We start from the raw sequence: 26,556 nt of genomic DNA, 5'->3' as shown, positions 1-26,556 counted from the left end.
GATATTTTCAACGATTTTAATCGCTTAGACGCATGTCAGCCATGCATTTTTCGGCATGGCGAAACGCTTTCTCGCGTGTTAGCCTTTGCCAAATCGGTGGGGAGAACTGATCTCCCTCAGTGTCCGCAAGAGACGCCAACAGGGAGTGATGCATGGCCACCGCCGCCAGAAAAGCGCCTGCCAAAACCAAACCCAAATCCGACGGCAAATCGGCAGGGCTTTCAGCCCCCAAACCTCTCGACTTCACCAAGGATGAGGAGCTTGACGCCTACCGGCGCATGCTGCTCATTCGCCGCTTCGAGGAAAAGGCCGGCCAGCTCTACGGCATGGGCTTCATCGGTGGCTTCTGCCACCTCTATATCGGCCAGGAAGCAGTTGTCACCGGCATGAAGATGGCGCTGATCGACGGCGACCAGATGATCACCGCCTACCGCGACCATGGTCACATGCTGGCGATGGAACTGTCGCCGCGCGGCGTCATGGCCGAATTGACCGGGCGCCGCGGCGGCCTGTCCAGGGGCAAGGGCGGCTCCATGCACATGTTCTCCAAGGAGAAGCATTTTTACGGCGGCCACGGCATTGTCGGCGCGCAGGTCTCGCTCGGCACCGGCCTCGCCTTCGCCAATCGCTATCGCGGCAACAATAATGTGACACTGACCTATTTCGGCGACGGCGCCGCCAATCAGGGCCAGGTCTATGAGAGCTTCAACATGGCCTCGCTGTGGAAGCTGCCGGTGATCTTCATCATCGAGAACAACCGCTATGCCATGGGCACCTCGGTAACGCGTTCGTCGGCCGAGACGGATTTTTCGCACCGCGGCGCCTCCTTCAAGATTCCCGGCATCCAGGTCGATGGCATGGACGTCCGTGCAGTCAAGGCAGCCGGCGATCTCGCCACCGAATGGTGCCGTGACGGCAAGGGGCCGCTGATTCTCGAAATGCAGACCTACCGCTACCGCGGCCACTCGATGTCCGATCCGGCAAAATACCGTTCCAAGGAAGAAGTGCAGAAGATGCGCTCCGAGCGCGACCCGATCGAGCAGGTCAAGGCGCGCCTGCTCGACAAGAAGTGGGCTGATGAGGACGAGCTCAAAGCCGTCGACAAGGAGGTCCGCGACATTGTCGCCGACGCCGCCGAATTTGCCCAGAACGACGCAGAGCCGGATCCGTCCGAGCTCTGGACCGATATCGTACTGTAACGAGAGGGCAAGGCCATGCCGATCGAAATTCTCATGCCCGCTCTCTCGCCGACTATGGAAGAGGGCAATGTTTCCAAATGGTTGAAGAAAGAGGGCGATAGGGTTGTCGCTGGTGATGTCATCGCCGAGATCGAAACCGACAAGGCGACGATGGAAGTCGAGGCCGTCGACGAAGGCACGCTAGCCAAAATCGTGGTTCCTGCCGGCACCGAAGGTGTCAAGGTCAACACGCTGATCGCCGTGCTCGCCGTTGATGGTGAAGACGTCGACAAGGCAGGCGAAGGCATCGGCGAGGAACCTGCCAAGCCGGAAACTGCAGCGCCAGCGCCTGCTGCGGCCAAAAGCGAGGGCGCAGCACCTGTCGCCGCGGCGCCGAGAACCGAAATCGCCGCCGATCCCGACATCCCGGCCGGCACGGAGATGGTCTCGACCACGGTGCGCGAAGCGCTGCGTGACGCGATGGCCGAGGAAATGCGCCGTGACGCAGACGTCTTCGTGATGGGCGAGGAGGTCGCCGAGTACCAGGGCGCTTACAAGATCACGCAAGGGCTGCTGCAGGAATTCGGGGCGCGTCGCGTCGTCGACACGCCGATCACCGAGCACGGTTTTGCCGGCGTCGGTGTTGGCGCGGCGATGGCCGGCCTGAGGCCGATCGTCGAGTTCATGACCTTCAACTTCGCCATGCAGGCGATCGATCATATCATCAACTCCGCCGCCAAGACGCTCTACATGTCCGGCGGCCAGATGGGCGCGCCCATCGTCTTTCGCGGGCCAAACGGCGCGGCCGCCCGCGTCGCCGCCCAGCACTCACAGTGCTATGCCGCCTGGTACAGCCACATTCCCGGCCTCAAAGTGGTGATGCCCTACACCGCCGCCGACGCCAAGGGATTGCTGAAGGCCGCGATCCGCGACCCGAACCCGGTCATCTTCCTCGAGAACGAAATCCTCTACGGCCAGTCCTTCGATGTGCCGAAGATCGACGATTTCGTGCTGCCGATTGGCAAGGCGCGCATCCACAAGTCGGGCACGGATGTCACCATCGTCTCCTTCGGCATCGGCATGAGCTACACGGTGAAGGCCGAGGCCGAATTGCGCGGCATGGGCATTGATGCCGAGATCATCGACCTCAGGACCATCCGCCCTCTCGATTTCGACACCATCATCGCCTCGGTCAAGAAGACCAATCGTCTGGTGGTGGTGGAGGAAGGATTTCCGCAGAGCTCGGTCGGCGACCATATCGCCAACCAGGTGTCGCAGCGCGCCTTCGATTTCCTCGACGCGCCGGTCATCACCATTGCCGGCAAGGACGTGCCGATGCCCTACGCGGCAAACCTCGAAAAGCTGGCATTGCCCAATGTCGCGGAAGTCATCGAGGCGGTGAAAGCCGTGACGTACCGGGGTTAACGAGATGTCGCGCGAACTAGAAGTTCCCGCGGTGGTCGTCGAGAACAGCGAATTCGATGAAATACTCCGCGTCTGGATTGGTTCGGACGCGGTCGTCACGATGCAAGACCTCTTTGGACCAAACGCTCACAACTGGGGCATGGTGCTCGCTGATGTCGGCATGCACATAGCCAGGATGAGACTGGAACAAGATGGCATCGCTGAAAACGAGACGCTTCAGGCATTGGAAGAAGGCTATCGAGGCAGAATGTCGGAGCAGTTCAATATCCAGCACCGTTCGCTAACCGGGCGGAACTGAGGAGGAAAAATGCCGATCAACATCACCATGCCGGCCCTGTCGCCCACGATGGAAGAGGGCAATCTTGCCAAGTGGCTGGTCAAGGAGGGCGACAAGGTTTCGCCGGGCGATGTGATCGCCGAGATCGAGACCGACAAGGCGACGATGGAAGTCGAAGCCGTCGATGAGGGCACTGTGGCCAAGCTGGTGGTTCCAGCCGGCACCGAAGGCGTCAAGGTCAACGCGCTGATCGCCGTGCTCGCCGCCGAAGGTGAAGATGCGGCGGCTGCCGCCAAGAGCGGTGACGGCGCTGCCGCTCCGGCAAAAGCCGAGGCAAAACAGGATAAGGCGCCAATCTCCCCACCCGTGGGGGAGATGTCGACGAAGTCGACAGAGGGGGGCGCTGTCCCGCGAGCGGCAAGGAACGAGGCGCCCCCCTCTGGCCTGCCGGCCATCTCCCCCACAAGGGGGGAGATCAGCCAGTCGGACGGTCGCACCTTCGCCTCGCCGCTGGCCCGTCGCATCGCCCGGGAAGCCGGTGTCGATGTCTCCGCGGTGACAGGCTCCGGCCCGCATGGCCGCGTGGTCAAGGCCGATGTCGATGCAGCGATTTCCAGCGGCGGCGCCAAGGCAGCACCCGCCGCGAAAGCGGCACCTGCCGGCGCTCCGGCTCCGGCGGCCGCAGCCAAGCCAATGTCGGACGACCAGGTGCTGAAACTGTTTGCCGACGGCTCTTACGAGCTTGTCCCGCATGACAACATGCGCAAGACCATTGCGCGCCGGCTGGTCGAGGCCACGACCACCATCCCGCATTTCTACCTGACGCTCGACTGCGAGCTTGATGCGCTCCTGGCCCTGCGCACACAGGTCAATGCGGCCGCCCCGGTGAAGAAGACCGACAAGGGTGAGGCGCCGGCCTACAAGCTGTCGGTCAACGACATGGTCATCAAAGCGATGGCAATGGCGCTGATGGCGGTGCCGGATGCCAATGCGTCATGGACCGAGAGCGCCATGGTCAAGCACAAGCATGCCGACGTCGGTGTCGCCGTGTCGATCCCCGGCGGGCTGATCACCCCGATCATCCGGCGTGCCGACGAAAAGACGCTGTCGGTCATCTCCAACGAGATGAAGGATCTTGCCAGCCGCGCGCGCAGCCGCAAGCTGAAGCCGGAAGAATACCAGGGTGGCACCACGGCGGTGTCCAATCTCGGCATGTTCGGCATCAAGGACTTTGCCGCCGTCATCAACCCGCCGCATGCGACGATCCTGGCGGTCGGCGCCGGCGAGGAGCGCGCGGTGGTCAAGAACGGTGAGATCAAGATCGCCACCATCATGTCGGTGACATTGTCGACCGATCACCGCGCTGTCGACGGCGCGCTCGGCGCCGAACTGCTCGTCGCCTTCAAGCGCATGATCGAAAACCCGATGGGCATGCTGGTCTAGAGGGGAAAGAAGGCGGTGCGGGAACTCTTCACCAGCCTTTTTGCCTTCAGCCCTTCCAGCGTTGCAACGATCGTCGTGCATTGGCTGTTCGTGGGCGGGCGGGTGAGGCGCGCGCAGGCAGATTTCGACCGGAGTGGGGCAAACGCATGAAAACAGTCCTTTGCTACGGCGATTCGCTGACCTGGGGCTATGATGCGGCAAGTCTGGATCGCCACCCGCTCAAGGACCGCTGGCCGAGTGTGCTGCAGGCGACGTTGGGAGGCGGTATCGAGGTCATCGCCGAAGGCTTGAACGGCCGCACAACGGCTTTCGACGACCATTTGGCCGGCGCCGACCGTAACGGCGCAAGAGTGCTGCCGACGATCCTGATGACGCATGCGCCGATCGACCTGGTCATTATCATGCTCGGCGCCAACGACATGAAGCCGTGGATTCACGGCAATCCGGTCGCCGCCAAGCAAGGCATGCAGCGCCTGATCGACATCGTGCGCGGTCACGACTACCCGTTCGATTGGCCGTCGCCGCAAATCCTGATCGTCGCGCCGCCCGCCGTCAGCCGCACGGAAAACGCCGAATTCAAAGAAATGTTCGCCGGCGGCGATGAAGCGTCGAAGCGGCTGGCGCCACAATATTCCGTCCTTGCCGACGAGGTCGGCTGCGGCTTCTTCGATGCCGGCTCGGTGGCCGAGACCACGCCACTCGACGGCGTCCATCTCGACGCAGAGAACACGCGCAAAATCGGGCAGGCATTGGCGCCAATCGTGCGCGTGATGCTGGAACTCTAGAGAATCATGGGAGAAATCCGTGGCTGAGAACTACGACGTCATCATCATCGGCTCCGGCCCCGGCGGCTATGTCACGGCGGTGCGTTCCGCCCAACTCGGGTTCAAGACAGCGATCGTCGAGCGCGAGCATCTCGGCGGCATCTGCCTCAACTGGGGTTGCATCCCGACCAAGGCGCTGCTGCGTTCGGCCGAGATCATGCACTATTCGGATCATTTGAAGGACTACGGCTTGAAGATCGACGGCAAGGTCAGCGTCGATACCGCTGCCGTGGTCGACCGCTCGCGAAAGGTCTCGCTGCGGCTGAACGGCGGCGTGGCCTTCCTGATGAAGAAGAACAAGGTCGATGTCATCTGGGGCGAAGCCAAGCTGTCCAAAACGGCTTCCGGCGACAGGGCGGGCGAGATCGTCGTGTCGAAATCGTCGAAGAAGCCGATGGAGCCACAGCCGCCGGCGCCCAAGGGCGTCAAGGGGGAGGGCACATACACTGCCAAGCACATCATCCTGGCGACCGGGGCCAGGCCGCGGGCGTTGCCCGGCATCGAGCCCGACGGCAAGCTGATCTGGACCTATTTCGAAGCGATGGTGCCGAAGGAGATGCCGAAATCGCTGCTGGTGATGGGTTCGGGCGCAATCGGCATCGAATTCGCCTCATTCTACCGCACCATGGGCGCGGAGGTGACGGTGGTCGAGCTATTGCCGGCGGTGATGCCGGTCGAGGACGCAGAGGTCTCGAAATTCGCGCAAAAGCAGTTCGAGAAGCAAGGCATGAAGATCATCCTCGATGCCAAGGTCACCAAGGTCGAAAAAGCTGCGAACTCGGTAACCGCGCATGTCGAGATGAAGGACGGCAAGGTCGAGAAGATCACCGCCGACCGGATGATCTCGGCCGTCGGCGTGCAGGGCAATATCGAGAATCTCGGCCTCGAGGCGCTCGGCGTGAAGACCGATCGCGGCTGCGTCGTCGTCGACGGCTACGGCAGCACCAATGTGCCCGGCATCTATGCCATCGGCGACGTTGCCGGCCCGCCTATGCTCGCCCACAAGGCCGAGCATGAAGGCGTGGTCTGCGTGGAAAAGATCGCCAACGTCCCCGGCGTGCACGCCACTGACAAATTGAAAATTCCGGGCTGCACCTATTGCAACCCGCAGGTTGCCTCCGTCGGGTTGACCGAAGCGAAAGCCAAGGCCGAAGGCAAGGACATCCGCGTCGGCCGCTTCCAGTTCGCCGCCAACGGCAAGGCCATCGCGCTCGGCGAGGACCAGGGTTTCGTAAAAACCATCTTCGACAGGAAGACCGGGCAGTTGCTCGGCGCGCATATGGTCGGTGCCGAAGTGACCGAGCTGATCCAGGGCTTTGTCGTGGCGATGAACCTGGAGACCACCGAGGAAGAGCTGATGCACACGATCTTCCCGCACCCGACGCTGTCGGAGATGATGAAGGAAAGCGTGCTCGACGCCTATGGCCGCGCGCTCAACGCGTGATAAATTGACCGCGTGAGACTCAAAAGGTGAGAGCCAAGGAACTCAACCGTAAGGTAATTCGTTTCCGGATGCATTTATCACCAGAGGAGAGGGCATATGGACGTGAATGGCGTGGGCTGGATCGCAGCCATCATCATCGGCGGGCTGGCGGGCTGGCTTGCCGAGATGTTCATGAAAAGCAACATGGGCATCTTGATGAACATCGTTCTGGGCATCGTCGGCGCGATCGTGCTGAATGCCATCCTGCAGGCGCTCAACATCGGCGCCTTCGGCACCGGCTGGATCGCCTATCTGATCACCGGTTTCGTTGGCGCCTGCCTGCTGATCTTGGCAGGGCGCATGGTGCGCCGTTAGTTGCTGAACTCTTGCCATGCGAAAACGGCTGTGGCGGCATGCGTCGCCGCGGCCTTTTTCTTTGCAGCGAAAAGTCCTAGATGGAAAGCGAACGCCGGAAGCGATCGCGAATGAACTGGATTTCTGATGGTCACCGTCCTCGACACGATCGCCAATGCGCCGCGCCTGCGGCATCCTGAAAAGGCGCACAAGCCTGACCAGGATGTGCTGCGCAAGCCCGACTGGATCCGCGTCAAGGCGCCGATGTCGAAAGGCTATGCCGAGACGCGCGACATCGTGAAGTCGCACAGACTGGTGACGGTGTGCGAAGAGGCCGGGTGCCCCAATATCGGTGAGTGCTGGGAGAAGAAGCACGCCACCTTCATGATCATGGGCGAGATCTGCACGCGCGCCTGCGCCTTCTGCAACGTCGCCACCGGCATTCCGACCGCGCTCGATCCCGATGAACCGGCGCGCATCGCCGACGCCGTCAAGCAAATGGGTCTAACCCATGTCGTCATCACCTCAGTCGACCGCGACGATCTCGCCGATGGCGGCGCTCAGCACTTTGCCGAGGTCATCGGCGCCATCAGGGCGGCAACGCCTTCGACGACGATCGAAATCCTGACGCCCGACTTCCTGCGCAAGGAAGGCGCGCTGGAGATCGTAGTGGCGGCCAAGCCTGATGTGTTCAACCACAATCTGGAGACCGTTCCATCGAACTATCTGACAGTCCGCCCGGGCGCCCGCTATTTCCATTCGATCAGGCTGCTGCAGCGGGTCAAGGAACTCGATCCCTCGATCTTCACCAAATCCGGCATCATGGTTGGCCTTGGCGAGGAGCGGAACGAGATCCTGCAATTGATGGATGATCTGCGTTCGGCCAATGTCGACTTCATGACCATCGGTCAGTATCTGCAGCCATCGAAAAAGCACCATCCGGTGATCCGTTTCGTCACGCCGGAGGAATTCAAGTCTTTTGAGACGATCGGCAAGACCAAGGGCTTCCTGCTGGTGGCATCGAGCCCGTTGACGCGTTCGTCGCATCACGCCGGCGACGATTTCGCCAAGCTGCGCGCGGCACGGGAAGCGTTTCTCAAGAAGTGCGCCTAACACACTGGTTTCATGCCACAATTCGAAGCCCATCGCCGCGTTGCGCATACGCCGGAACAGATGTTCGCTCTGGTCGCCGATGTCGAATCCTATCCGCAATTCCTGCCGCTTTGCGAGGCGCTGACGGTTCGCTCGCGCAAGGAACGCGACGGACGTACCCTCCTCGTCGCCGACATGAGCATTGGCTACAAGGCGATCCGCGAGACTTTCACCACGCAGGTGCTGCTAAAGCCCGACGAGAAGGCCATCGACGTCAAATACATCGACGGTCCGTTCAAATATCTGAGCAATGCCTGGCGTTTCGAGCCGGCCGACGGCGGCTGCAATGTCTGCTTCTTCATCGACTACGAATTCAAGAGTCGTATTCTGGGTGCGGTGATGGGAGCGATGTTCGATCGCGCCTTCCGCATGTTCTCCGAGGCGTTCGAGAAGCGCGCCGACGTCATCTATGGCGCAGCGCCGGCAGCCTGATCGGCGGCGAGCGCGCGCAAGCCCAGTTTAAGCGCATGCCTGACCGTCTCACGGCGGATGAAATTGCGGCCCTTGTCGGCAAACAACTGCAATTCGCTGACGACCGGCCGGCCGGTCAAGGCGATACCGAACCAGACCAGGCCGACGGGCTTTTCCGTCGAGCCGCCGCCCGGACCGGCAATGCCGGTGACGGCAAGGGTCAGCCCGGCGCGCGAATGGGCCAAGGCGCCGGCTGCCATCTCGACCGCCGTTTCCCGTGAGACCGCGCCGTGCACCTTGAGCGTGGCGGCGGAAACGCCGAGCATCTCAGTCTTGGCCTCGTTGGAATAGGTGATGAAACCCCGGTCGACCACCGTCGACGAGCCGGCGATGTCGGTCAAGGCGGCGATGATCATGCCGCCGGTGCAGCTCTCGGCCGTCGCCAGCATGATGCCGCGCTGTTGGCAGGCTTGAAGCAGGGCATCTGCGAGATCGCTGTTGCTCATTCGGGGACATCACCTGGAAACACGACGCTGGCGGTGGCGATGGCGGCTATGCCTTCCTCGCGTCCGACAAAGCCGAGCTTTTCGTTGGTCGTCGCCTTGATCGAGATGCGGTCCCGGGAAATCGCCAGCATTGCCGAAAGGATTTCGGTCATTGCTTCGCGATGCGGGCCGACGCGCGGCGCCTCGCAGATCAGCGTGATGTCGGCGTTGGCGATACGCCCGCCGCGCGCGCGCACCAATCTTGCCGCATGCTCGACGAAGATCCGCGAGGCCACGCCTTTCCACTGCGGGTCCGATGGCGGGAAATGCGTGCCGATGTCGCCAGCGCCGCAAGTGGCGAGCAGCGCGTCGGTCAAGGCGTGCAGGCCGACATCGGCGTCCGAATGGCCGGACAGTTTCTTGTCGTGCGGGATCGAGACGCCGCACAGGACGACATGGTCGCCGTGCTCGAAGGCATGGACGTCGTAGCCATTGCCGGTGCGGATGTCCGGAAAACGCGGCCGTTCGCCGGAAAGCCGCTGATCCGCCATGGAGATATCCCTTGCCCAGGTGAGTTTGACATTGTCCGGCGAGCCCGGGACGATTTTCACCGGAATGTTCGCCCATTCGGCAATCGCGGCATCGTCGGTGAAGTCCGCCTTGCCCAGATGATGGGCCTTTTCATGGGCGGCCAGGATCGGCCAGAACGGGAAGCCCTGCGGCGTCTGCGCGGCATGAAGCCCGTTCCTGGAAACCGTCTCGCCGATCATGCCCGCGGCCGACTCGCGTTTCAGCGTATCGGCGACGGGCAGGGCAGGCAGCGCTGCCTGGCGCTCGCCGATGGCGGCGATCGTGCGGTCTATCAATTCCGCGTCGACGAACGGGCGGACGGCGTCATGGACCAGAACCCGGCGCGGCGCATGGCCTCTCAGCGCAAGCAATCCGAGCCGGACGGAGTCCTGCCTGGACGCGCCACCGGTCACCGTGACCACCCGACCGGCGTTGGCGCCAGCGGCGCTGCGAAAAAGCCCGCTGTCGTCGGCATGAATGGCGACGACGACAGGACCGATTTTCATATGCGCCAAAAACACGTCCAATGTGCGCGCGATGACGGCACGGCCGCCGATCCTTTGGTATTGTTTCGGCCCGTCGGCCTGACCGGCGCGCGCGCCGCGGCCGGCGGCGACGATAACGACGGCAATCTTGTCGTCCGCAGCCAAAGCCTGCTTTTCGCTTGCGTCTGTCATGCCGAGACGCTTAGCGCATCATCCCAAAAAGTGGAATCGCTTTTCGGAAGAGATCATGCGCAGATGCAAAGTGCCAATAGCGTCCCCTACTCGCACCGCACTTTGGCTAGTGCCAGCATTTTCCCAAATGCGCCTTAATGCGACGTCATTGCGCGTTGCACATTGCCGCCATTCTGGCTAGTGAATGTGCAGCTATTAAAAATGCTTGGTTTTTGTGCATGCTTGACCTGACAAAATTGGCATCTCCGCTGGATGTGGGTCGTGTGAGAATCCGCAATCGCGCTTTTCTCGCGCCCATGTCGGGCATAACAGATGAGCCGTTCCGGCAGCGTGCCTATGCGCATGGCGCCGGGTTGGTGGTGTCGGAGATGGTGGCGAGCGGCGAACTTGCCAGGGGCAGAGCCGGTTGCGGCCTGCGCATCCGCCATTCCGGGCTGCCGGTGCACATGGTCCAGCTTGCCGGCCGTGAGGCGGTGCATATGGCAGAGGGCGCCCGTATAGCCGCGGGCGAGGGCGCCGACATCATCGACATCAACATGGGCTGCCCGGCCAAGAAGGTGACGGGCGGCTATGCCGGTTCGGCGCTGATGCGCGATCTCGATCACGCTTTGTCGCTGATCGAGGCGGTGGTCGGCGCCGTCGAGGTGCCGGTCACGGTCAAGATGCGGCTCGGCTGGGACGAAAGCGCGCTCAATGCGCCTGTTCTGGCGCGCCGCGCCGAGCAGGCGGGGGTTCAGATGGTGACGGTGCATGGCCGCACGCGCTGCCAGTTCTACCAGGGCAAGGCCGACTGGCGCGCCATCGCACGCATAAAGCAGGCTGTTTCGATCCCGGTCGTTGCCAATGGCGATGTCGGCTCGCCGGCGGAGGCAGCAATGATCCTCGACCAGTCGGGCGCCGACGCGGTGATGATCGGCCGCGCACACTACGGCGTGCCATGGACGGCAGGCGGCATCGCGGCAGCCGCGGCAAAAGAGGCGACGCCGGGTGTGCCGGAAAGCCCGCAAGCGCTGGCCGACTACGTCGTTGCCCACTATCAGGACATGCTGTCGCTCTACGGCATCGAAAGCGGCGTGCGCCAGGCGCGCAAGCATCTTGGCTGGTATCTCGACCGCCACGCCGCTGGCGTCGTTGATGAGCAGCGAAAGGCCATCCTTACCTGCTTCGAGCCCGTCCGCGTCATTGCCGCGTTGCGCGAGGTGTTTTCAAGCGCTGCCGAGGCGATGAACCTGCGGAGCGCAGCATGAATGCCACCGTTGCACAGAACATGGACATCGCGGACGCCGCACACATCGTGCTCAACACCATCCGCCGCCCGGTGATCATGCTCGATGCGGAAGGGTTCATCACCTTCGCCAACGCCGATGCCGAGGATTTCTTCCGCTCGAGCGCGACCATGCTCGCCCGCAACACATTATCCAAGCTCATTCCCTTCGGCAGCCCGTTGCTGACGCTTGTCGACCAGGTGCGCGAGCGCCGGGCACCCGTCAACGAATACCGGGTCGACGTGTCGTCGCCGCGCCTCGGCATCGAGAAGGTCGTCGATCTCTATGTCGCGCCGGTGTCGGAATTCCCGGGCTCCGTCGTGGTGATGTTCCAGGAACGGTCGATGGCCGACAAGATCGACCGGCAGATGACGCACCGCGGTGCCGCACGCTCGGTGACCGGCCTTGCCGCGATGCTTGCCCACGAGATCAAGAACCCGCTATCCGGCATCCGGGGCGCCGCCCAACTGCTCGAACTGTCGGCTTCCGACGAGGATCGCGCGCTGACCCGGCTGATCACCGACGAGACCGACCGCATCGTCTCGCTGGTCGATCGCATGGAGGTGTTTTCCGACGAGCGGCCCGTCGATCGCTATCCGGTCAACATCCATGTCGTGCTCGACCATGTGAAAGCGATCGCCAAGAACGGTTTTGCCAAGCGGATCAAGATATTGGAGGATTATGATCCATCATTGCCTCCGGTTTTCGCCAACCGCGACCAGCTCATCCAGGTGTTCCTCAACCTGGTCAAGAATGCGGCCGAGGCCATTGGCGGCGATCCGCAAGGCGAGATCACCCTGTCGACCGCGTTCCGGCCGGGCATCCGTGTTTCCGTTCCAGGATCGCAGGGCCGCGTGTCGCTGCCGCTGGAATTTTGCGTGCGCGACAACGGTTCTGGCGTCTCCGAAGATATCCTGCCGATCCTGTTCGACCCCTTCATCACCACCAAGCCGAACGGGTCGGGGCTTGGTCTGGCGCTGGTAGCGAAAATCGTCGGCGAGCATGGCGGCATCATCGAATGCGATTCGACGCCGCGCGCAACCACCTTCCGCATCCTGATGCCAGCCTGGAAGGAAACGCCGTTCGGCACTGACGACGATGGCGAAGGAGACCGCAAATGACGGTTCGCGGCAATATTCTCGTCGCTGACGACGATGCGGCCATCCGCACCGTCCTCAATCAGGCGCTTTCGCGCGTCGGCCATGAGGTGCGCGTGACGTCCAACGCCTCGACGCTGTGGCGCTGGGTGGCGGCGGGCGAGGGCGATCTCGTCATCACCGACGTGGTTATGCCCGACGAAAACGCCTTCGACATGCTGCCGCGCATCAAGAAGGCGCGACCGGAACTGCCCGTCATCGTCATGAGCGCCCAGAACACGTTCATGACCGCGATTCGCGCCTCCGAAACCGGCGCATACGAATATCTGCCGAAACCGTTCGACCTGACCGAGCTTCTCAACATCGTCAACCGGGCGCTTTCCGAGCCCCGACGGCCGAAGATCGATGCGCGGACGGACGAGCCGCCGGAAACCATGCCGCTGGTTGGCCGCTCGGCCGCCATGCAGGATATCTACCGCATGCTGGCGCGCATGATGCAGACCGACCTCACGGTGATGATTTCAGGCGAATCGGGCACCGGCAAGGAACTGGTCGCGCGCGCGCTGCACGAGTATGGCCGCCGCCGCGGCGGCCCCTTTGTCGCGATCAACATGGCTGCGATCCCGCGCGACCTGATCGAATCGGAACTGTTCGGGCACGAGAAGGGCGCCTTCACCGGCGCGCAGAACCGCTCCACCGGCCGTTTCGAGCAGGCCGAAGGCGGCACGCTCTTCCTTGACGAGATTGGCGACATGCCGATGGAGGCGCAGACCCGCCTGCTGCGTGTCCTGCAGCAGGGCGAATACACCACCGTCGGCGGCCGCACGCCGATCAAGACCGACGTGCGCATCGTCGCCGCCACCAACAAGGATCTGCGCACGCTGATCAATCAAGGGCTTTTCCGCGAGGATCTGTTCTATCGCCTGAATGTCGTGCCGCTAAGGCTGCCGGCGCTGCGCGAGCGGTCCGAGGACGTTCCGGATCTCGTCCGGCACTTCTTCAAGCTTGGCGCCAGCGAAGGCCTGCAGACCAAGCGCATTTCCACGGGCGGCATCGAGCTGATGAAGCGCTATCCGTGGCCGGGCAACGTGCGCGAGCTCGAAAATCTCGTCCGCAGACTTGCCGCGCTCTATTCGCAGGACGAGATTTCTGCCGAAGTCATTGAGGCGGAACTGAAGACCGGCGAGAGGCCGGTCGTTCCCGGCGGCGGCAACCTCATTCCCGACGACCTGTCCATCGGCCAGGCGGTGGAACATTTCCTGCAACGCTATTTTGCTTCGTTCGCCGGCGACTTGCCGCCCGCCGGCCTCTATCAGCGTATCCTTTCCGAGGTCGAATATCCGCTGGTGCTTGCTTCGATGACGGCAACCCGCGGCAACCAGATCAAGGCTGCGGAGCTCCTCGGGCTCAATCGCAACACGCTGCGCAAGAAGATTCGCGAACTCGGCGTCAACGTCTACAAATCGACCAGGCAAGCTTAGAGCGCCGTTTTCTTTCAATAAATCGATCCCGAATTTCGGGCCGGTGTGACAGAGCGAAGCCTTTTCCGGGGGATCGAGCGCCGAAACAGTTCCGTCCAGGCCACACTTGTTGCATAATCGCCACAATGCGTTGCATACATCCGACGCAATCACTGGTTCTAGACGGCGACATGGCTCCACGGGCATCGAGACTGAGCGAAACGCTTTTCAGCGAACCCCGCACAAGTGACGGGCGCCGGCTGCTTGCGCTGCCGGGCGTGGTGGCAATTGCCGGTGCGCTGGTTACGGCGGCGATCTCCTTCGCCATCCTCGTCGGTGCCACGCCGATCACGCCGGACGAGAGCACAACCCTGGCGCTAATCGCCGTCAATGCGGCGTTCATCCTGTTCCTGATCGCGCTGGTTGGCCGCGAAGTACATCGTATCGTGATGGCGCGCCGGCGCGGCAAGGCGGCGTCGCGGCTGCATGTGCGGATCGTCGCGATGTTCGCGCTGGTCGCCGCGATTCCCGCCATCATGGTGGCGATCATCGCCTCGATCACGCTCGATATCGGTCTTGATCGCTGGTTCGAAATCCGCACCAAGACGATCGTCAATTCGTCGCTGTCGATAGCCGATGCCTATGTGCAGGAGAACGCGCGCAACCTCCAGGGAACGACCCTGTCGATGGCTTACGATCTCGACGCCTCCCGCACGCTCTACGGCCTCGATCGAACCGGCTTCCTCGATCTGATGAACAAGGAAGCCGTTGGACGCTCGCTGGCCCATGCCGCACTGATCAGGTCCGACGGTTCGTTCGTCATGAGCGCCAAGACCGACGCCGATTTTGCCATGCCGGAGCCGCCGGAAGGTGCCATGAGCGGTGCCGCTGACGGCAGGCCGGTGCTGATCGAGCCGAAGACGCGCAACATCATGGGCGCCATCGTCAAACTGCGCGAGATCGAAGGGCTCTATCTCTACACCATCCGGCTCGTCGATCCCGAGGTGATCAAGGCGCGGCAGATTGTCAGGTCCAACACCGACGAATATCGCGGCCTCGAAGACAGTCGCCGCACTTCGCAGGTGGCCTTTGCACTTCCTTATCTGTCGCTGACGCTGATCATCATCCTGTCCGCCATCTGGACGGGCATCGCCGTGGCCGACCGCCTGGTGCGGCCGATCCGCCAGCTCATCGGCGCCGCCGACGAGGTCGCGACCGGCAATCTCGACGTTGCCGTGCCGGTTCGGCCCTCCGACGGCGACGTCGCCTCGCTCGGCGACACCTTCAACAAGATGCTGCTGGAGCTGAAATCGCAGCGCAACGAGATTCTGTCCGCCAAGGATTTGATCGACGAGCGGCGGCGTTTTTCGGAAGCCGTGCTTGCCGGTGTCACCGCCGGCGTTATCGGCGTCGATCCCTATGGCATCGTCACCATCGTCAACCGGTCGGCCGAAACGATGCTGGCCATATCCGCCACCGCCGCACTCGGGCAAAATCTCTCCGCCGTGCTGCCGCATGTTGGCCGCGTCTTCGAGATCGGCCGCAAGTCGGGCAAGCCTGTCCATCGCGAACAGGTGACCTTCTATCGCGCCGGTGCGGAGCGCACCTTCAACGTGCAGATCACGGTCGAGGCCGGCGACGACGGTTCGGAGGAGAAATCCTATGTCGTGACGGTGGACGACATCACCGATCTGGTCCAGGCGCAGCGTTCCTCGGCCTGGGCGGATGTGGCGCGGCGCATCGCCCACGAGATCAAGAACCCGCTGACGCCGATCCAGCTTTCGGCCGAGCGCATCAAGCGCCGCTACGGCAAGGTCATCACCGAAGACCGCGAGGTTTTCGATCAGTGCACCGATACGATCATCAGGCAAGTGGAGGACATCGGCCGCATGGTCGACGAGTTCTCCGCTTTCGCACGCATGCCCAAGCCCGAAATGAAGGCCCTCGATTTGCGCGAATCGTTGCGCGAAGCCTCGTTCCTCGTCGAGGTGAGCCGCTCCGATATCACCTTCGAGCGCGTATTCGGCAACGAACCGCTCAAAGGCACGTTCGACAGCCGCCTGATGGCGCAGGCCTTTGGCAACGTCATCAAGAACGCAGCCGAGGCGATTGACGGACTTGATCAAAAGGACCGTTCGCACGGCATAATCCGGATTCAAGCCGGGCGCCAGGATGGTACGATTCGCATCGATGTCATCGACAACGGCAAGGGCTTGCCGCGCGAGAACCGCCAGCGATTGCTCGAGCCTTACATGACGACACGCGAGAAGGGCACCGGGCTCGGCCTCGCTATCGTCAAGAAGATAGTGGAGGACCATGGCGGCCGGCTCGAATTGCATGACGCGCCGGCGGATTTCCACGACGGGCGAGGCGCAATGATCAGCATCATCCTGCCACTCGCCGCCACTGTGCCGTCGCGCGGCGAAGGCAAGACAGAACCCGAAAGAGAAACTGAAAAGGTCGGTAATGGCGTCTGACATTCTCATCGTCGATGACGAGGAAGACATCCGCGAGCTTGTCGCCGGTATCCTGAGCGACGAAGGTCACGAAACCCGCACGGCATTCGACGCCGACAGCGCCCTGGCGGCGATCGCCGACCGGGCGCCGAGGCTGATTTTCCTCGACATCTGGCTGCAAGGCTCACGCCTGGACGGGCTGGCGCTGCTGGACGAGATCAAGACGATGCATCCGAGCCTGCCGGTGGTGATGATCTCGGGCCACGGCAACATCGAGACGGCGGTCTCGGCCATCCGCCGCGGCGCCTATGACTTCATCGAAAAACCGTTCAAGGCCGACAGGCTGATCCTCATCGCCGAACGTGCCATCGAAACCTCGAAGCTGAGACGCGAGGTTTCGGATCTCAAGCTGCGCAGCGGCGAAACCTTCGACCTGATCGGCATGTCGTCGGCGATGAGCCAGTTGCGCCAGACCATCGAGCGCGTCGCGCCGACCAACAGCCGCGTCATGATCATCGGCCCCTCCGGCTCGGGCAAGGAACTCGCGGCACGCGCCATCCACACGCTGTCGGCGCGCAAGGGCGCCCCGTTTGTCACGCTGAGCGCCGCCAACATCACGCCCGAACGCATGGAGGTCGAGCTGTTCGGCACCGAATCAAACGGTGTCGAACGCAAGGTCGGCGCGCTTGAGGAAGCCCATCGCGGCATTCTTTACATCGACGAAGTGGCCGACATGCCGCGCGAAACGCAAAACAAGATCTTGCGCGTGCTGGTCGAGCAGCAGTTCGAGCGGGTAGGGGGCACCAAACGGGTCAAGGTCGATGTCCGCATCATTTCGTCGACGTCGCAGAACCTGGAGGCGATGATCGCCGACGGTCGTTTCCGCGAGGATCTCTATCACCGCCTGGCGGTGGTTCCGGTCATGGTGCCGGGATTGGCCGAGCGGCGTGAGGACATCCCTTATCTTGTCGACAATTTCATGAAGCAGATCGCCCGCCAGGCCGGCATCCGGCCGCGGCGCATCGGCGACGACGCGCTGGCGGTGCTGCAGGCGCACAACTGGCCAGGCAACGTTCGCCAGTTGCGCAACAACGTCGAGCGGCTGATGATCCTGGCGCGCGGCGACGATATCGACGCACCGATCACCGCCGATCTCTTGCCTGCCGAGATCGGCGATGTCATGCCGCGCACGCCGAACCAATCCGATCAGCACATCATGGCGCTGCCGTTGCGTGAAGCGCGCGAACAGTTCGAGAAGGACTATCTGATCGCCCAGATCAACCGTTTTGGCGGCAACATCTCGAAGACGGCCGAGTTCATCGGCATGGAGCGCTCGGCGCTTCACCGGAAGCTGAAGTCGCTGGGCGTCTGACCGCCAATCCGGTCGTGGCCTACGCAATTATCGGTTACGGCGGCGGCGGAATCGCATAAGAAACGCTGCCGCACGTCTTTCGGGACGCGCAACGGACGCTGTAGCATTTTGTTTTTTGCGCATGGTCTTCCCCGAAAAATGGATTCCGATTTTCGGGGGCTATGCGCTGACTTCTTCAGGGGTGACCCATGCCGCGCATTGCCTATGTGAACGGGCGCTATGTCGCTCACGCCGACGCTTTCGTGCATATCGAGGACCGTGGCTATCAGTTCGCCGACGGTGTCTACGAGGTCTGCGAGGTGGCGCGCGGCTTCATCGTCGATATGCCTCGCCATCTCGGACGGCTGAACCGCTCGCTGACCGAATTGTCGATCGACTGGCCGGTCACGCCGGGCGTGTTGCCGATTATCCTGCGCGAGGTGGTCCGCCGCAACCATGTCGCCGATGGCCTGGTCTATCTTCAGGTGACGCGCGGCGTCGCCAGCCGTGATTTTGTTTTCCCGGCGGGCACGAAGCCGTCGCTGGTGGTTACCGCCAGGAAAGCCGACCCCGCTGCTGCCACCAGGAGGGCCGAAAGCGGAATCAAGGTCATCACCGTGCCGGAGAACCGTTGGGACCGGGTCGACATCAAGTCGGTCGGCCTGCTGCCAAACGTGCTCGCCAAGCAGAAGGCCAAGGAAGCCGGCGCCCAGGAAGCCTGGTTCATCGATGCCGACGGCACCGTCAAGGAAGGTGGGTCGTCGAACGCCTGGATCATCACCAGGGACGGCGTGCTGGTGACGCGTCCGGCCGAGCACGGCATCCTGCGCGGCATCACCCGCACCACGCTGTTCGAAGTGGCCGCCAAGCTCGGCCTGAAGATCGAGGAGCGGGGCTTTTCGGTCGCCGAAGCCAAGGCCGCGCGCGAGGTTTTCATCAGCTCCGCGACCACAATCGCCATGCCGATCGTGGCGATCGACGGTGCTCCGGTCGCAAACGGCCACCCAGGCTCGATAACACTTTCCTTGCGGCACGCCTTTTTTGACGTTGCGGAAAAAAGTCCAGCCTGATAACCGCACAGGTGGAATGAACATCAATATATCTCGTTCTGCTTGTCGTTATTGACGGCAAGACGGTGTTTGCGCGCTTGACATGTGCCAGTTAATTTGGCGCATTGGCCTGCAAACCGAAGGGGATCGGCGAAAGACAAGAACAATGGCGGAACGATCGCAAAATCTTCAGGACCTGTTCCTGAATTCAGTTCGCAAAAGCAAAAACCCACTCACCATCTTCCTCATCAACGGCGTGAAGCTGACCGGTGTGGTCACTTCCTTCGACAATTTCTGTGTTCTGCTGCGTCGAGACGGCCACTCCCAGCTCGTCTACAAGCACGCCATTTCCACGATCATGCCGAGCCAGCCGGTTCAGATGTTCGATGGCGAGGAAAGCCAGGGCGCCTGATTGGCACGTAAGAAAGACGCGGATCGCAGCGTTCGCGAAAAACCAGCATATCAGCCGGGGGCGGAGGCCGAAGGCCCGACCCGGGCCGTGGTCATCGTGCCGGTGCTTACCCGCCAGCCGCGCGGCGACGAGGACACGAATCGCCCGCGTCTGACGCGTTCTGCCGAGGCCCGCCACGACGAGGCGGTTGGTCTTGCCCAAGCCATAAACCTCGACCCGATCCATACCGCGGTTGTGACCGTCAACGATCCCCGGCCTGCCACCCTGCTCGGCAGCGGCAAGGTCGCGGAGTTCGCCGAGATCGTCAAAGAGGGCCGTGCCGAACTGGTCATTGTCGATCATCCGCTGACGCCGGTGCAGCAGCGCAACCTGGAGAAGGAATTGAACGCCAAGGTGCTGGATCGCACCGGCCTGATCCTGGAAATTTTCGGCGAGCGCGCGCGGACCAAGGAAGGCACGCTGCAGGTCGATCTGGCGCACCTCAACTATCAGAAGGGACGGCTGGTGCGAAGCTGGACTCACCTCGAGCGCCAGCGCGGCGGTGCCGGTTTCCTTGGTGGCCCTGGCGAAACGCAGATCGAGTCGGACCGCCGTGTCCTGCAGGACAAGATCAACAAGCTCAAGCACGAGCTGGAAACAGTGCGACGCACCCGTGACCTGCACCGCGCCAAGCGCAAGAAAGTGCCGTTCCCGGTCGTGGCCATTGTCGGCTATACCAACGCCGGCAAGTCGACGCTGTTCAACAGGCTGACCGGAGCTGGGGTGCTGGCCGAGGACATGCTGTTCGCCACGCTCGACCCGACACTGCGTCGGGTGCGGCTGCCGCACGGCACGCCGGTCATCCTTTCGGACACGGTCGGTTTCATTTCGGACCTGCCGACGCATCTGATCGCGGCCTTCCGGGCAACGCTCGAAGAGGTGGTCGAGGCCGATCTCGTCATCCATTTGCGCGATATTTCGGATCCCGACACGGCCGCCCAGGCTGAGGATGTCGAGCGCATCCTCGCCGATCTCGGCGTCGATGCCGGCGACGGCAGGCGCGTCATCGAAGTGTGGAACAAGATCGACCGGCTCGATGAGGGCAACCGGGAGCGGTTGCTCGCCGACGGGATCGACGGCAGCAAGGCACCGCCGATTGCCATATCGGCCGCCACCGGCGAGGGCATCGATGTGCTGAAGGCGATCATCGAGACACGAGTTTCAGGCGAACTGGAAACGCAGACCGTCACGCTCAAGCCTGACCAGCTTGGGTTCGTCGACTGGCTCTACCGCAATGGCGACGTGGTCTCGCGCACCGACAATGAAGATGGCGGTATAACGGTGTCGCTCAAAGCGACGCGAAGCGCACACGAAGAGATAGAAGCCAGATTGCACCGTAAAAACAACGGGTAATTTCTGTTACTTCGCGCTTTTAGCTTGCTGCCAAAGCGCCTCCATCTCGTCGAGCGTCGCCTTTTCCAGGGTGTTTCCGAATCTTTCCAGCGCTTGCTCGACATAGTGGAACCGCGACCGGAATTTCTCGTTGGTGCCGCTGAGCGCCGCTTCGGAATCAACCTTGAGATGACGCCCGAGATTGACGACGGCAAACAGCATGTCGCCGAACTCGTCCTTGATCGAAGCCGTATCGCCCTTGGCAAGGGCCTGGCGCAACTCGCCGATCTCTTCCTCGATCTTGTCGAGGATCGGCGTGGCCTCGCTCCAGTCGAAGCCGACGCGGGCCGCTTTTTCCTGCAGCTTGAGCGCCCGCGTCAAAGCGGGCAGGGCGACCGGTACGCTGTCCAGAAAACCCTTGCCATGATCCTCCGGATCGTGCCCGCGGGCGAGGCGGGCATTTCGCTTTTCGGCTTTTTCCTCGGCCTTGATCTTCTCCCACATGCCCTTGGCCATGCCGGCGCTGCGCGCCTCATCGTCGCCGAAGACATGCGGATGGCGGCGAATCATTTTTGTGGTGATGGCCTGGACCACGTCGCCAAAGGCGAATTCACCGACCTCCTCGGCCATCTGCGCATGGTAGACGACCTGCAGGAGCAGGTCGCCGAGCTCGTCGCGCAGATCGTCCAGGTCGCCACGCGCGATGGCGTCCGCCACCTCGTAGGCTTCCTCGATCGTGTAGGGCGCGATGCTCGAGAAATCCTGCTCGACGTCCCATGGGCAGCCGGTTTCCGGCGCCCGCAGCGCCGCCATGATCTCGATCAGCCGGGAAATGTCTTTCGAGGGTTTCATCGGTCGCATGCTAGCCTGCGTCCGACGGTGCAGCCAACGCCGTCGCAAAGCGAGGGGCGATTGTCCACAGCGCCGCTCAAAGTCTCAGTCGAGCACGGAGACGATCGCCTTGGCGAGCGCGTCCATGCCGTCCTCCGGCAGGCCGGCGACGTTGATGCGGCTGTCGCCGACCGTATAGACGCCGTGCTCGGCGCGCAGCCGCTCGACCTGCGCTTCGGACAGGCCAAGCCGGGAAAACATGCCGCGATGGCTGGCGACGAAATCGAAGCGATCGGAATTGGACTGCCGCCGCAGCGCTTCGGCGAATTGCACCCGAAGCCGCAGCATGCGCAGGCGCATCTCCTCGAGCTCCGCTTCCCAGTCGGCGCGCAGCGTGGCGTCTTCAAGCACGATGCGCACCGCGGCCGCGCCGTGGTCCGGCGGCATCGAGTACATGGCGCGCGCCGCCGACAGCATCTGGCTCATTGCGACATCCGCCTGCGCGCTGTCTTTTGCCAGGATCATCGCCGCGCCGACGCGGTCACGATACACGGCAAAGTTCTTCGAGCAGCTCGAGGCAACGACCATTTCCGGGACTTTTGCTGCCAGCAGGCGCAAGCCGGCGGCGTCAGCGTCAAGGCCCTCGCCAAACCCCTGATAGGCAATGTCGACAAAGGGCAGCAGGCCGCGCTCGACGACGAGGTCTGCTATTTCAACCCACTGCGCGATGTCCAGATTGGCGCCTGTCGGATTGTGGCAGCAACCATGCAGCAGCACCACGTCGCCGTTCCTGGCGGTCGCCAGCGCGCTCATCATGTCGGCGAAGCGAACAGCACCTGAGGCTGCGTCGAAATAGGGATATTCGCGTATCTGCAGGCCGGCGGCGCGCATCACCGGCATGTGGTTCGGCCAGGTCGGGTCCGACAGCCAGATCGTCGCGTCGGATCGCGTCCTCTTGAGCAGCTCGGCCACCAGCCGCAGCGCGCCCGAGCCGCCGGGCGCCTGCGCCGCACGGATGCGCGTCAGCTCGGCCGCAGGGCCAAAGACCAGCCTCGCCATCGCCGTGTTGAAGCCGGTATCGCCGGCAAGGCCGAGATAGGTCTTGCTGTCCTGGCTCTGCAGCAATCGCTTTTCGGCTTCGCGCAATGCGCGCATCACCGGCGTCTTGCCATCGCGATCCTTGTAGACGCCAACGCCGAGGTCGACCTTGCCGGGGCGGGGATCGGCACGATAGAGGCCGATCAAGGCGAGGATCTTGTCGGCTGGGGCAGGCTGGAGGTCTTCGAACATCGGCGCGGTTTCCGTTGGCGGCGGAGTGATACGCAAATCGGCTGTGCTGCGCCAGCGGTTTTCAGTTGCGCCAGGCGGAAAACCGCCAACCGGGCGACTGGACACAGCAATCCAAAGCGTGGCCTGGAGGCGAGGCTCGCACCGGGGAAAGGCCTTGATCGCACGGCGCGTCGCGCCGTTCCATCATGCCGGTTTGAGGGCAGCAGACGGCAAGGCGGCTCCAGATTGCCGCTTCTTGCCGCCCCAACCGATCCGCGGCAACCATTCGAGGTAGTAGGCGAAGCCGAACTGCAGCGCGATGCCTGTCGAGATCAGGATTGCGTCGTAGAGGAGGCCGCCTGGGCTGACGACCTTCATGACCTGCGCGATCATGGCGAGGATCGTTCCGGCGATGAAGACCGGCAGCGAATGCTTGCCGAGAACCGCGAGCGGGTGTCCGGGCCTCGTCTTCGCCAGGTTGGAAAGCGCCGGGATTGCCACGATCAGATAGGCGATCGCCAGAATGTGCATGAGGCGCGACAGCGACAGGAACGTCTTGTCGAAGCCAGTCAGCACGGTAGGCAGGCCGGAGGCCGTCTCGATGCCCCAAAGCGGCAGCCGCACCCAGATCAGCGCGCCGACCAGATACAGGACGGCCGCGCTCGCCATCATCCAGTTGAAGCGGATTTCGCCGCCGCGCTTGATATGCAGCATGCCGGCGATGCCGATGACGAAAAGAAACTGCCAGGAGAGCGGGTTCAGGAACCAGAAGCCGTCGCCGGGGAAATTCGAAGGCGCGATCTGGAAAATGCCGGCGATGAGCCAGAGGAGAGCGGACGCAGCAAGCATCAGGCGCAGGCTGAAAGTGCCGATCCACAGGAAAAGCGGCATCATCAGAAGTACGACGGCATACATGGAAAGAATGTTGTTATAGCCGATCTGATGCCCGAGCGCCGCGATGCCGAGCAGCGCTTCCGGCGTGTCCTCGATGATCATCTGGATGTTGATCAGCTTCAAAAGATCGGGCCGCGAGAAATGCAATGCAGCCGCCGAGAAGATCGCCAGCGTCGCGACAGTGGTCATGACGTGGGTGACATAGAGGACACCGGCACGCCGCCAGGCCTTCAGGGTGATGAGCAACCGATTCCCCGGCTGGAACTTCAGTCCGTAGGCGAGCCCAACGGCAATTCCCGAAATCAGCACGAATGCTTCGGCCGAATCGGAAAAGCCGAAATTCTTGTGCGTGACATACTCGAAGATCGTCCCCGGCACGTGGTTGACGAAGATCGTCAGCAGCGCTAGCGCGCGGAAGACATCGATGCGGGTATCCCGCTGGGCTGGCACATTGCCTGTCATGTCGGGGCTTGTCATGTCGGGTCGATAATTTGTTGAACAAAAGCGGGCCCAAAGGGCCGTCTGCGAAGGGAAGATTCGACGGTGAAGTTTCCTGCCTATAACTCGCAAGTGCCCCGAAAAAGATGACACTTTCGGGATTTTTCGCGTCACAAATTAATTCAGGGATAAACATCGAAATCCCCGGCGGCGCTAAACCGCGCGGCGAATTGAGGCGGCTGCGGGGAGGGCCGCTCGTTCCCGGACAAGGAATCGTACGCGCGCTGGTGGCGTTGTGCCGGCTGTGCCTGACATCCCGGATCGCAAAAAACTCAAAGAGCGGGATTAAAAGCCTGCCATGCTCCGTAAACAGGACGTGAGAGGGTCGATGCCACGCTTCGATATCGTAGGACAGCTTGGTTCTTTGCGCCGCTACGCGCGTTCGCTGACGCGCGACAGCGCGGAAGCAGAGGATCTTGTGCATGACGCGCTGGTGCGTGCCTATGAGCGTCGCGGCACCTTTCGATCCGGCGGAAACCTGCGCGCATGGCTGCTGTCGATCGTCCACAACGCTTTCATTGACGGCCTGCGGTCCCGCAAATCCGAAGCGGTGCGCGTCGAGCAGGCCGGATATCTTGCCGACGCCAGCATGCAGGCACCCCAGGAGCATTCCGTCCGCCTGGCACAGGTACGTGAAGCTTTTTTCAAATTGCCGGATGAGCAGCGTTCGGCGCTGCATCTCGTCGCCATCGAGGGGCTTACCTACAGCCAGGCGGCCGAGGCGAGCGGCGTGCCGCTGGGAACGCTGATGTCGCGCATTGGCAGGGCGCGCGCAGCGCTTCGCGAGATGGAGGACAAATTGCCGGCACATGCGAAAAGCCACCTCAAGATCGTGGGAGGCCCGTGATGTCCATGATGAGCGAACTGCGCGATCCGGTGACGGATGCCGACCTCGACGCCTATGTCGACGACCAGCTGGACGTTGCCCGCCGCATTGAGGTCGAGGCGTTCCTTTCCGCCCGTCCGGAGGCTGCCGCCCGCGTCATGTCCGACCTCAGGACGCGCGACGAACTGCGCGTGGCGCTTGCCGGATGCAAGGGCATGGCGCGGCCGGCGACGGCTGATGCGGCACGGCGGCTGGAACGGGGACTGGCTCGAGGGCGCGCCTTGCGCACGTTGCAGCGGGCTGCGGCGGTCGCAGTCCTGCTGGCTGCGGGCTGGTTGGCGAACGGGATCGTCGGACCGATTTCGGTGACGAAAGTCGTCGCCTCGACCCAGCCGCCGGTCTATCTGGAGGAGGCGATCCGGGCACACAGGACGACGATCCTGCGCGAGGCGATGTCATCCCAGCCCGAAGCGCCGGATTACGATGCGGACGAAATCCGCGCCGCCACGGCGATCGTCATGCCGTCGCTGCCGAAGGACTGGAAAGTCCGTGACGTCCAGATCTATCCATCGCAGTTCGGCCCGAGCGTCGAGATGGCTGTCGAAACAACAGACCTGGGACTGGTGTCGCTGTTCGCGATCAGGCCCGGAACGTTCGACGTGGTCCAGCCGACCGTCGCCCCGTCGGGCGAAATTTCCTCGGCCTATTTCCAGATCGGCGAAGTTGCTTACGCAGTCGTCGCCCGAAGCGGTGTCCGCGATCTCGATCGCACCGCAGAAACGCTCGCCAACACGCTTTACTGACCTTCACAAAGGAGAACCCGCATGAATACCCCCAATCTAGGATACCGCACCGGCGTCGGAGCCCAAACCGGCGCCGTCTATGACGAAGGCCTGCGCCAGCACATGCTGCGCGTCTACAACTACATGGGCGTTGGCCTCGTCGTTACCGGCGTGATCGCCTTCGTCGTGGCTTCCACGCCAGCCCTCTACGTGCCGATCTTTTCCACTCCGTTGAAGTGGGTGGTGATGCTGGCACCGCTCGCCTTCGTGCTGCTGTTCTCGTTCCGGATGCAGACGATGTCCGCGGCCGGCGCTCAGGCGATGTTCTGGGCATTCTGTGCGGTCATGGGCCTGTCGCTGGCATCCGTGTTCCTGGTGTTCACCGGGACCAGCATCGCGCGCACCTTCTTCATCGCCGCCACCATGTTCGGCGCGACCAGCCTTTACGGCTACACGACCAAACGCGACCTGACCCAGTTCTCGTCCTTCCTGATCATGGGGCTGATCGGCGTGGTGATCGCCAGCATCGTCAACATCTTCCTCGGCTCGACCGCGCTCCAGTTCGCCATCTCGGTGATCGGCATCGCCGTGTTCATCGGCCTCACCGCCTGGGATACCCAGACGATCAAGGAGCAATTTGCTGAAAACTTCGGTGCGGAATCGCAGCAGAAGCTCGCCGTCTTCGGTGCATTCTCGCTCTATCTGAATTTTATCAACATCTTCCAGCTGCTGTTGAACTTCACCGGCGAGCGCGAATAGCCGCGTCAAATCCATGC

The 26,556-nt window shown here is 62.5% G+C and carries 25 protein-coding genes; 20 read left to right on the top strand and 5 right to left on the bottom strand.

Annotated elements, in window-relative coordinates:
* Nucleotides 1-152 precede the first annotated feature (152 nt).
* The 9 genes from pdhA (at nucleotide 153) to AC0L3H_RS24690 (ending at nucleotide 8,508) form a co-directional block, all read left to right on the top strand.
* Nucleotides 153-1,199 carry a pyruvate dehydrogenase (acetyl-transferring) E1 component subunit alpha gene (pdhA, locus tag AC0L3H_RS24730; protein ID WP_027153999.1) on the top strand — a complete coding sequence of 349 codons (1,047 nt, stop codon included), beginning with the start codon at nucleotides 153-155 and terminating at the stop codon, nucleotides 1,197-1,199.
* A gap of 15 nt (nucleotides 1,200-1,214) precedes the next feature.
* Nucleotides 1,215-2,603 (top strand): pyruvate dehydrogenase complex E1 component subunit beta, encoded by a 1,389-nt coding sequence (locus tag AC0L3H_RS24725; RefSeq protein WP_473587192.1) that lies wholly within the window; start codon nucleotides 1,215-1,217, stop codon nucleotides 2,601-2,603.
* A 4-nt stretch (nucleotides 2,604-2,607) separates the two neighbouring features.
* On the top strand, nucleotides 2,608-2,901 hold the full coding sequence (locus AC0L3H_RS24720) for a DUF5076 domain-containing protein (RefSeq protein ID WP_473587191.1): 294 nt from the start codon (nucleotides 2,608-2,610) through the stop codon (nucleotides 2,899-2,901).
* Nucleotides 2,902-2,910: 9 nt separating this feature from the next.
* A complete protein-coding gene (locus AC0L3H_RS24715; RefSeq protein WP_473587190.1) occupies nucleotides 2,911-4,323 on the top strand; it encodes a pyruvate dehydrogenase complex dihydrolipoamide acetyltransferase in 1,413 nt (470 codons plus the stop codon).
* Between the two features lie 146 nt (nucleotides 4,324-4,469).
* Nucleotides 4,470-5,108 (top strand): SGNH/GDSL hydrolase family protein, encoded by a 639-nt coding sequence (locus AC0L3H_RS24710; protein WP_128248138.1) that lies wholly within the window; start codon nucleotides 4,470-4,472, stop codon nucleotides 5,106-5,108.
* A gap of 19 nt (nucleotides 5,109-5,127) precedes the next feature.
* A complete protein-coding gene (gene lpdA, locus AC0L3H_RS24705) occupies nucleotides 5,128-6,591 on the top strand; it encodes a dihydrolipoyl dehydrogenase (protein ID WP_473587189.1) in 1,464 nt (487 codons plus the stop codon).
* Between the two features lie 96 nt (nucleotides 6,592-6,687).
* Nucleotides 6,688-6,945, top strand: coding sequence for a GlsB/YeaQ/YmgE family stress response membrane protein (locus AC0L3H_RS24700; protein WP_023799232.1), 258 nt, complete (start codon nucleotides 6,688-6,690; stop codon nucleotides 6,943-6,945).
* Between the two features lie 126 nt (nucleotides 6,946-7,071).
* A complete protein-coding gene (lipA, locus tag AC0L3H_RS24695) occupies nucleotides 7,072-8,037 on the top strand; it encodes a lipoyl synthase (protein ID WP_473587187.1) in 966 nt (321 codons plus the stop codon).
* A gap of 12 nt (nucleotides 8,038-8,049) precedes the next feature.
* Nucleotides 8,050-8,508, top strand: coding sequence for a type II toxin-antitoxin system RatA family toxin (locus AC0L3H_RS24690; RefSeq protein ID WP_023799229.1), 459 nt, complete (start codon nucleotides 8,050-8,052; stop codon nucleotides 8,506-8,508).
* Here AC0L3H_RS24690 and AC0L3H_RS24685 read toward each other — a convergent pair.
* Both AC0L3H_RS24685 and AC0L3H_RS24680 read right to left on the bottom strand, forming a co-directional pair.
* Nucleotides 8,484-8,993, bottom strand: coding sequence for a CinA family protein (locus AC0L3H_RS24685; RefSeq protein WP_473587186.1), 510 nt, complete (start codon nucleotides 8,991-8,993; stop codon nucleotides 8,484-8,486). The two genes, AC0L3H_RS24690 and AC0L3H_RS24685, sit on opposite strands and share 25 nt — an antisense overlap.
* Entirely contained in the window at nucleotides 8,990-10,219 is a 1,230-nt protein-coding gene (locus AC0L3H_RS24680; protein ID WP_473587185.1) for a bifunctional 2-C-methyl-D-erythritol 4-phosphate cytidylyltransferase/2-C-methyl-D-erythritol 2,4-cyclodiphosphate synthase, read from the bottom strand. The genes AC0L3H_RS24685 and AC0L3H_RS24680 overlap by 4 nt, the downstream gene beginning before the upstream one ends.
* 218 nt (nucleotides 10,220-10,437) lie before the next feature.
* Between AC0L3H_RS24680 and dusB the strand changes: the two genes are divergently transcribed.
* The 8 genes from dusB to hflX all read left to right on the top strand — a co-directional run bounded on the left by dusB (nucleotide 10,438) and on the right by hflX (nucleotide 20,701).
* The gene (dusB, locus tag AC0L3H_RS24675; RefSeq protein WP_473587184.1) at nucleotides 10,438-11,466 is read left to right on the top strand and encodes a tRNA dihydrouridine synthase DusB; all 1,029 of its coding nucleotides are present in this window, start codon (nucleotides 10,438-10,440) and stop codon (nucleotides 11,464-11,466) included.
* Entirely contained in the window at nucleotides 11,463-12,605 is a 1,143-nt protein-coding gene (locus tag AC0L3H_RS24670) for a two-component system sensor histidine kinase NtrB (RefSeq protein WP_473587183.1), read from the top strand. Before dusB ends, AC0L3H_RS24670 begins: the two co-directional genes overlap by 4 nt.
* Nucleotides 12,602-14,062 (top strand): nitrogen regulation protein NR(I), encoded by a 1,461-nt coding sequence (gene ntrC / locus AC0L3H_RS24665; protein WP_473587182.1) that lies wholly within the window; start codon nucleotides 12,602-12,604, stop codon nucleotides 14,060-14,062. Before AC0L3H_RS24670 ends, ntrC begins: the two co-directional genes overlap by 4 nt.
* Nucleotides 14,063-14,187: 125 nt before the next feature.
* The gene (locus AC0L3H_RS24660; RefSeq protein ID WP_473587181.1) at nucleotides 14,188-16,518 is read left to right on the top strand and encodes a sensor histidine kinase NtrY-like; all 2,331 of its coding nucleotides are present in this window, start codon (nucleotides 14,188-14,190) and stop codon (nucleotides 16,516-16,518) included.
* Nucleotides 16,508-17,869 (top strand): nitrogen assimilation response regulator NtrX, encoded by a 1,362-nt coding sequence (gene ntrX / locus AC0L3H_RS24655; RefSeq protein ID WP_027153990.1) that lies wholly within the window; start codon nucleotides 16,508-16,510, stop codon nucleotides 17,867-17,869. The genes AC0L3H_RS24660 and ntrX overlap by 11 nt, the downstream gene beginning before the upstream one ends.
* A gap of 188 nt (nucleotides 17,870-18,057) precedes the next feature.
* Nucleotides 18,058-18,918 (top strand): D-amino-acid transaminase, encoded by an 861-nt coding sequence (locus AC0L3H_RS24650; RefSeq protein WP_236372980.1) that lies wholly within the window; start codon nucleotides 18,058-18,060, stop codon nucleotides 18,916-18,918.
* 145 nt (nucleotides 18,919-19,063) lie between these two features.
* Nucleotides 19,064-19,309, top strand: a complete 246-nt coding sequence (gene hfq, locus AC0L3H_RS24645) for an RNA chaperone Hfq (protein ID WP_006202172.1) — start codon at nucleotides 19,064-19,066, stop codon at nucleotides 19,307-19,309.
* Nucleotides 19,310-20,701 (top strand): GTPase HflX, encoded by a 1,392-nt coding sequence (gene hflX / locus AC0L3H_RS24640; protein ID WP_473587180.1) that lies wholly within the window; start codon nucleotides 19,310-19,312, stop codon nucleotides 20,699-20,701. It abuts the gene before it with no gap.
* Between the two features lie 6 nt (nucleotides 20,702-20,707).
* Here hflX and mazG read toward each other — a convergent pair whose 3' ends face one another.
* The 3 genes from mazG to AC0L3H_RS24625 form a co-directional block, all read right to left on the bottom strand.
* Nucleotides 20,708-21,532, bottom strand: a complete 825-nt coding sequence (gene mazG, locus AC0L3H_RS24635; protein WP_473587179.1) for a nucleoside triphosphate pyrophosphohydrolase — start codon at nucleotides 21,530-21,532, stop codon at nucleotides 20,708-20,710.
* Nucleotides 21,533-21,616: 84 nt separating this feature from the next.
* Entirely contained in the window at nucleotides 21,617-22,801 is a 1,185-nt protein-coding gene (locus AC0L3H_RS24630) for an amino acid aminotransferase (protein ID WP_473587178.1), read from the bottom strand.
* 183 nt (nucleotides 22,802-22,984) lie between these two features.
* Nucleotides 22,985-24,136 carry an OpgC family protein gene (locus AC0L3H_RS24625; protein WP_473587177.1) on the bottom strand — a complete coding sequence of 384 codons (1,152 nt, stop codon included), beginning with the start codon at nucleotides 24,134-24,136 and terminating at the stop codon, nucleotides 22,985-22,987.
* Nucleotides 24,137-24,500: 364 nt separating this feature from the next.
* Here AC0L3H_RS24625 and AC0L3H_RS24620 point away from each other — a divergent pair, with 364 nt between their 5' ends.
* The 3 genes from AC0L3H_RS24620 to AC0L3H_RS24610 are packed head-to-tail and all read left to right on the top strand — an operon-like array spanning nucleotide 24,501 to nucleotide 26,539.
* Nucleotides 24,501-25,019 carry a sigma-70 family RNA polymerase sigma factor gene (locus AC0L3H_RS24620; RefSeq protein ID WP_027153985.1) on the top strand — a complete coding sequence of 173 codons (519 nt, stop codon included), beginning with the start codon at nucleotides 24,501-24,503 and terminating at the stop codon, nucleotides 25,017-25,019.
* A gap of 8 nt (nucleotides 25,020-25,027) precedes the next feature.
* The gene (locus AC0L3H_RS24615; RefSeq protein ID WP_473587215.1) at nucleotides 25,028-25,801 is read left to right on the top strand and encodes an anti-sigma factor family protein; all 774 of its coding nucleotides are present in this window, start codon (nucleotides 25,028-25,030) and stop codon (nucleotides 25,799-25,801) included.
* A 21-nt stretch (nucleotides 25,802-25,822) separates the two neighbouring features.
* Nucleotides 25,823-26,539 (top strand): Bax inhibitor-1/YccA family protein, encoded by a 717-nt coding sequence (locus tag AC0L3H_RS24610; RefSeq protein WP_091591079.1) that lies wholly within the window; start codon nucleotides 25,823-25,825, stop codon nucleotides 26,537-26,539.
* Nucleotides 26,540-26,556: the final 17 nt, after the last annotated feature.

This window comes from Mesorhizobium sp. WSM4816, from assembly GCF_055811535.1.
The sequence above is the reverse complement of the archived record's forward strand: the minus strand, read 5'-3'. Positions and strand labels throughout refer to the sequence as shown.

Excerpts from the sequence above, each read along its gene's own strand:
- pdhA (WP_027153999.1), top strand. The coding sequence starts at position 153 with ATGGCCACCGCCGCCAGAAAAGCGCCTGCCAAAACCAAACCCAAATCC.
- AC0L3H_RS24725 (WP_473587192.1), top strand. The coding sequence starts at position 1,215 with ATGCCGATCGAAATTCTCATGCCCGCTCTCTCGCCGACTATGGAAGAG.
- AC0L3H_RS24720 (WP_473587191.1), top strand. The coding sequence starts at position 2,608 with ATGTCGCGCGAACTAGAAGTTCCCGCGGTGGTCGTCGAGAACAGCGAA.
- AC0L3H_RS24715 (WP_473587190.1), top strand. The coding sequence starts at position 2,911 with ATGCCGATCAACATCACCATGCCGGCCCTGTCGCCCACGATGGAAGAG.
- AC0L3H_RS24710 (WP_128248138.1), top strand. The coding sequence starts at position 4,470 with ATGAAAACAGTCCTTTGCTACGGCGATTCGCTGACCTGGGGCTATGAT.
- AC0L3H_RS24700 (WP_023799232.1), top strand. The coding sequence starts at position 6,688 with ATGGACGTGAATGGCGTGGGCTGGATCGCAGCCATCATCATCGGCGGG.
- lipA (WP_473587187.1), top strand. The coding sequence starts at position 7,072 with ATGGTCACCGTCCTCGACACGATCGCCAATGCGCCGCGCCTGCGGCAT.
- AC0L3H_RS24690 (WP_023799229.1), top strand. The coding sequence starts at position 8,050 with ATGCCACAATTCGAAGCCCATCGCCGCGTTGCGCATACGCCGGAACAG.
- AC0L3H_RS24685 (WP_473587186.1), bottom strand. The coding sequence starts at position 8,993 with ATGAGCAACAGCGATCTCGCAGATGCCCTGCTTCAAGCCTGCCAACAG.
- AC0L3H_RS24680 (WP_473587185.1), bottom strand. The coding sequence starts at position 10,219 with ATGACAGACGCAAGCGAAAAGCAGGCTTTGGCTGCGGACGACAAGATT.
- dusB (WP_473587184.1), top strand. The coding sequence starts at position 10,438 with ATGCTTGACCTGACAAAATTGGCATCTCCGCTGGATGTGGGTCGTGTG.
- AC0L3H_RS24670 (WP_473587183.1), top strand. The coding sequence starts at position 11,463 with ATGAATGCCACCGTTGCACAGAACATGGACATCGCGGACGCCGCACAC.
- ntrC (WP_473587182.1), top strand. The coding sequence starts at position 12,602 with ATGACGGTTCGCGGCAATATTCTCGTCGCTGACGACGATGCGGCCATC.
- AC0L3H_RS24660 (WP_473587181.1), top strand. The coding sequence starts at position 14,188 with ATGCGTTGCATACATCCGACGCAATCACTGGTTCTAGACGGCGACATG.
- ntrX (WP_027153990.1), top strand. The coding sequence starts at position 16,508 with ATGGCGTCTGACATTCTCATCGTCGATGACGAGGAAGACATCCGCGAG.
- AC0L3H_RS24650 (WP_236372980.1), top strand. The coding sequence starts at position 18,058 with ATGCCGCGCATTGCCTATGTGAACGGGCGCTATGTCGCTCACGCCGAC.
- hfq (WP_006202172.1), top strand. The coding sequence starts at position 19,064 with ATGGCGGAACGATCGCAAAATCTTCAGGACCTGTTCCTGAATTCAGTT.
- mazG (WP_473587179.1), bottom strand. The coding sequence starts at position 21,532 with ATGAAACCCTCGAAAGACATTTCCCGGCTGATCGAGATCATGGCGGCG.
- AC0L3H_RS24630 (WP_473587178.1), bottom strand. The coding sequence starts at position 22,801 with ATGTTCGAAGACCTCCAGCCTGCCCCAGCCGACAAGATCCTCGCCTTG.
- AC0L3H_RS24625 (WP_473587177.1), bottom strand. The coding sequence starts at position 24,136 with ATGACAGGCAATGTGCCAGCCCAGCGGGATACCCGCATCGATGTCTTC.
- AC0L3H_RS24620 (WP_027153985.1), top strand. The coding sequence starts at position 24,501 with ATGCCACGCTTCGATATCGTAGGACAGCTTGGTTCTTTGCGCCGCTAC.
- AC0L3H_RS24615 (WP_473587215.1), top strand. The coding sequence starts at position 25,028 with ATGAGCGAACTGCGCGATCCGGTGACGGATGCCGACCTCGACGCCTAT.
- AC0L3H_RS24610 (WP_091591079.1), top strand. The coding sequence starts at position 25,823 with ATGAATACCCCCAATCTAGGATACCGCACCGGCGTCGGAGCCCAAACC.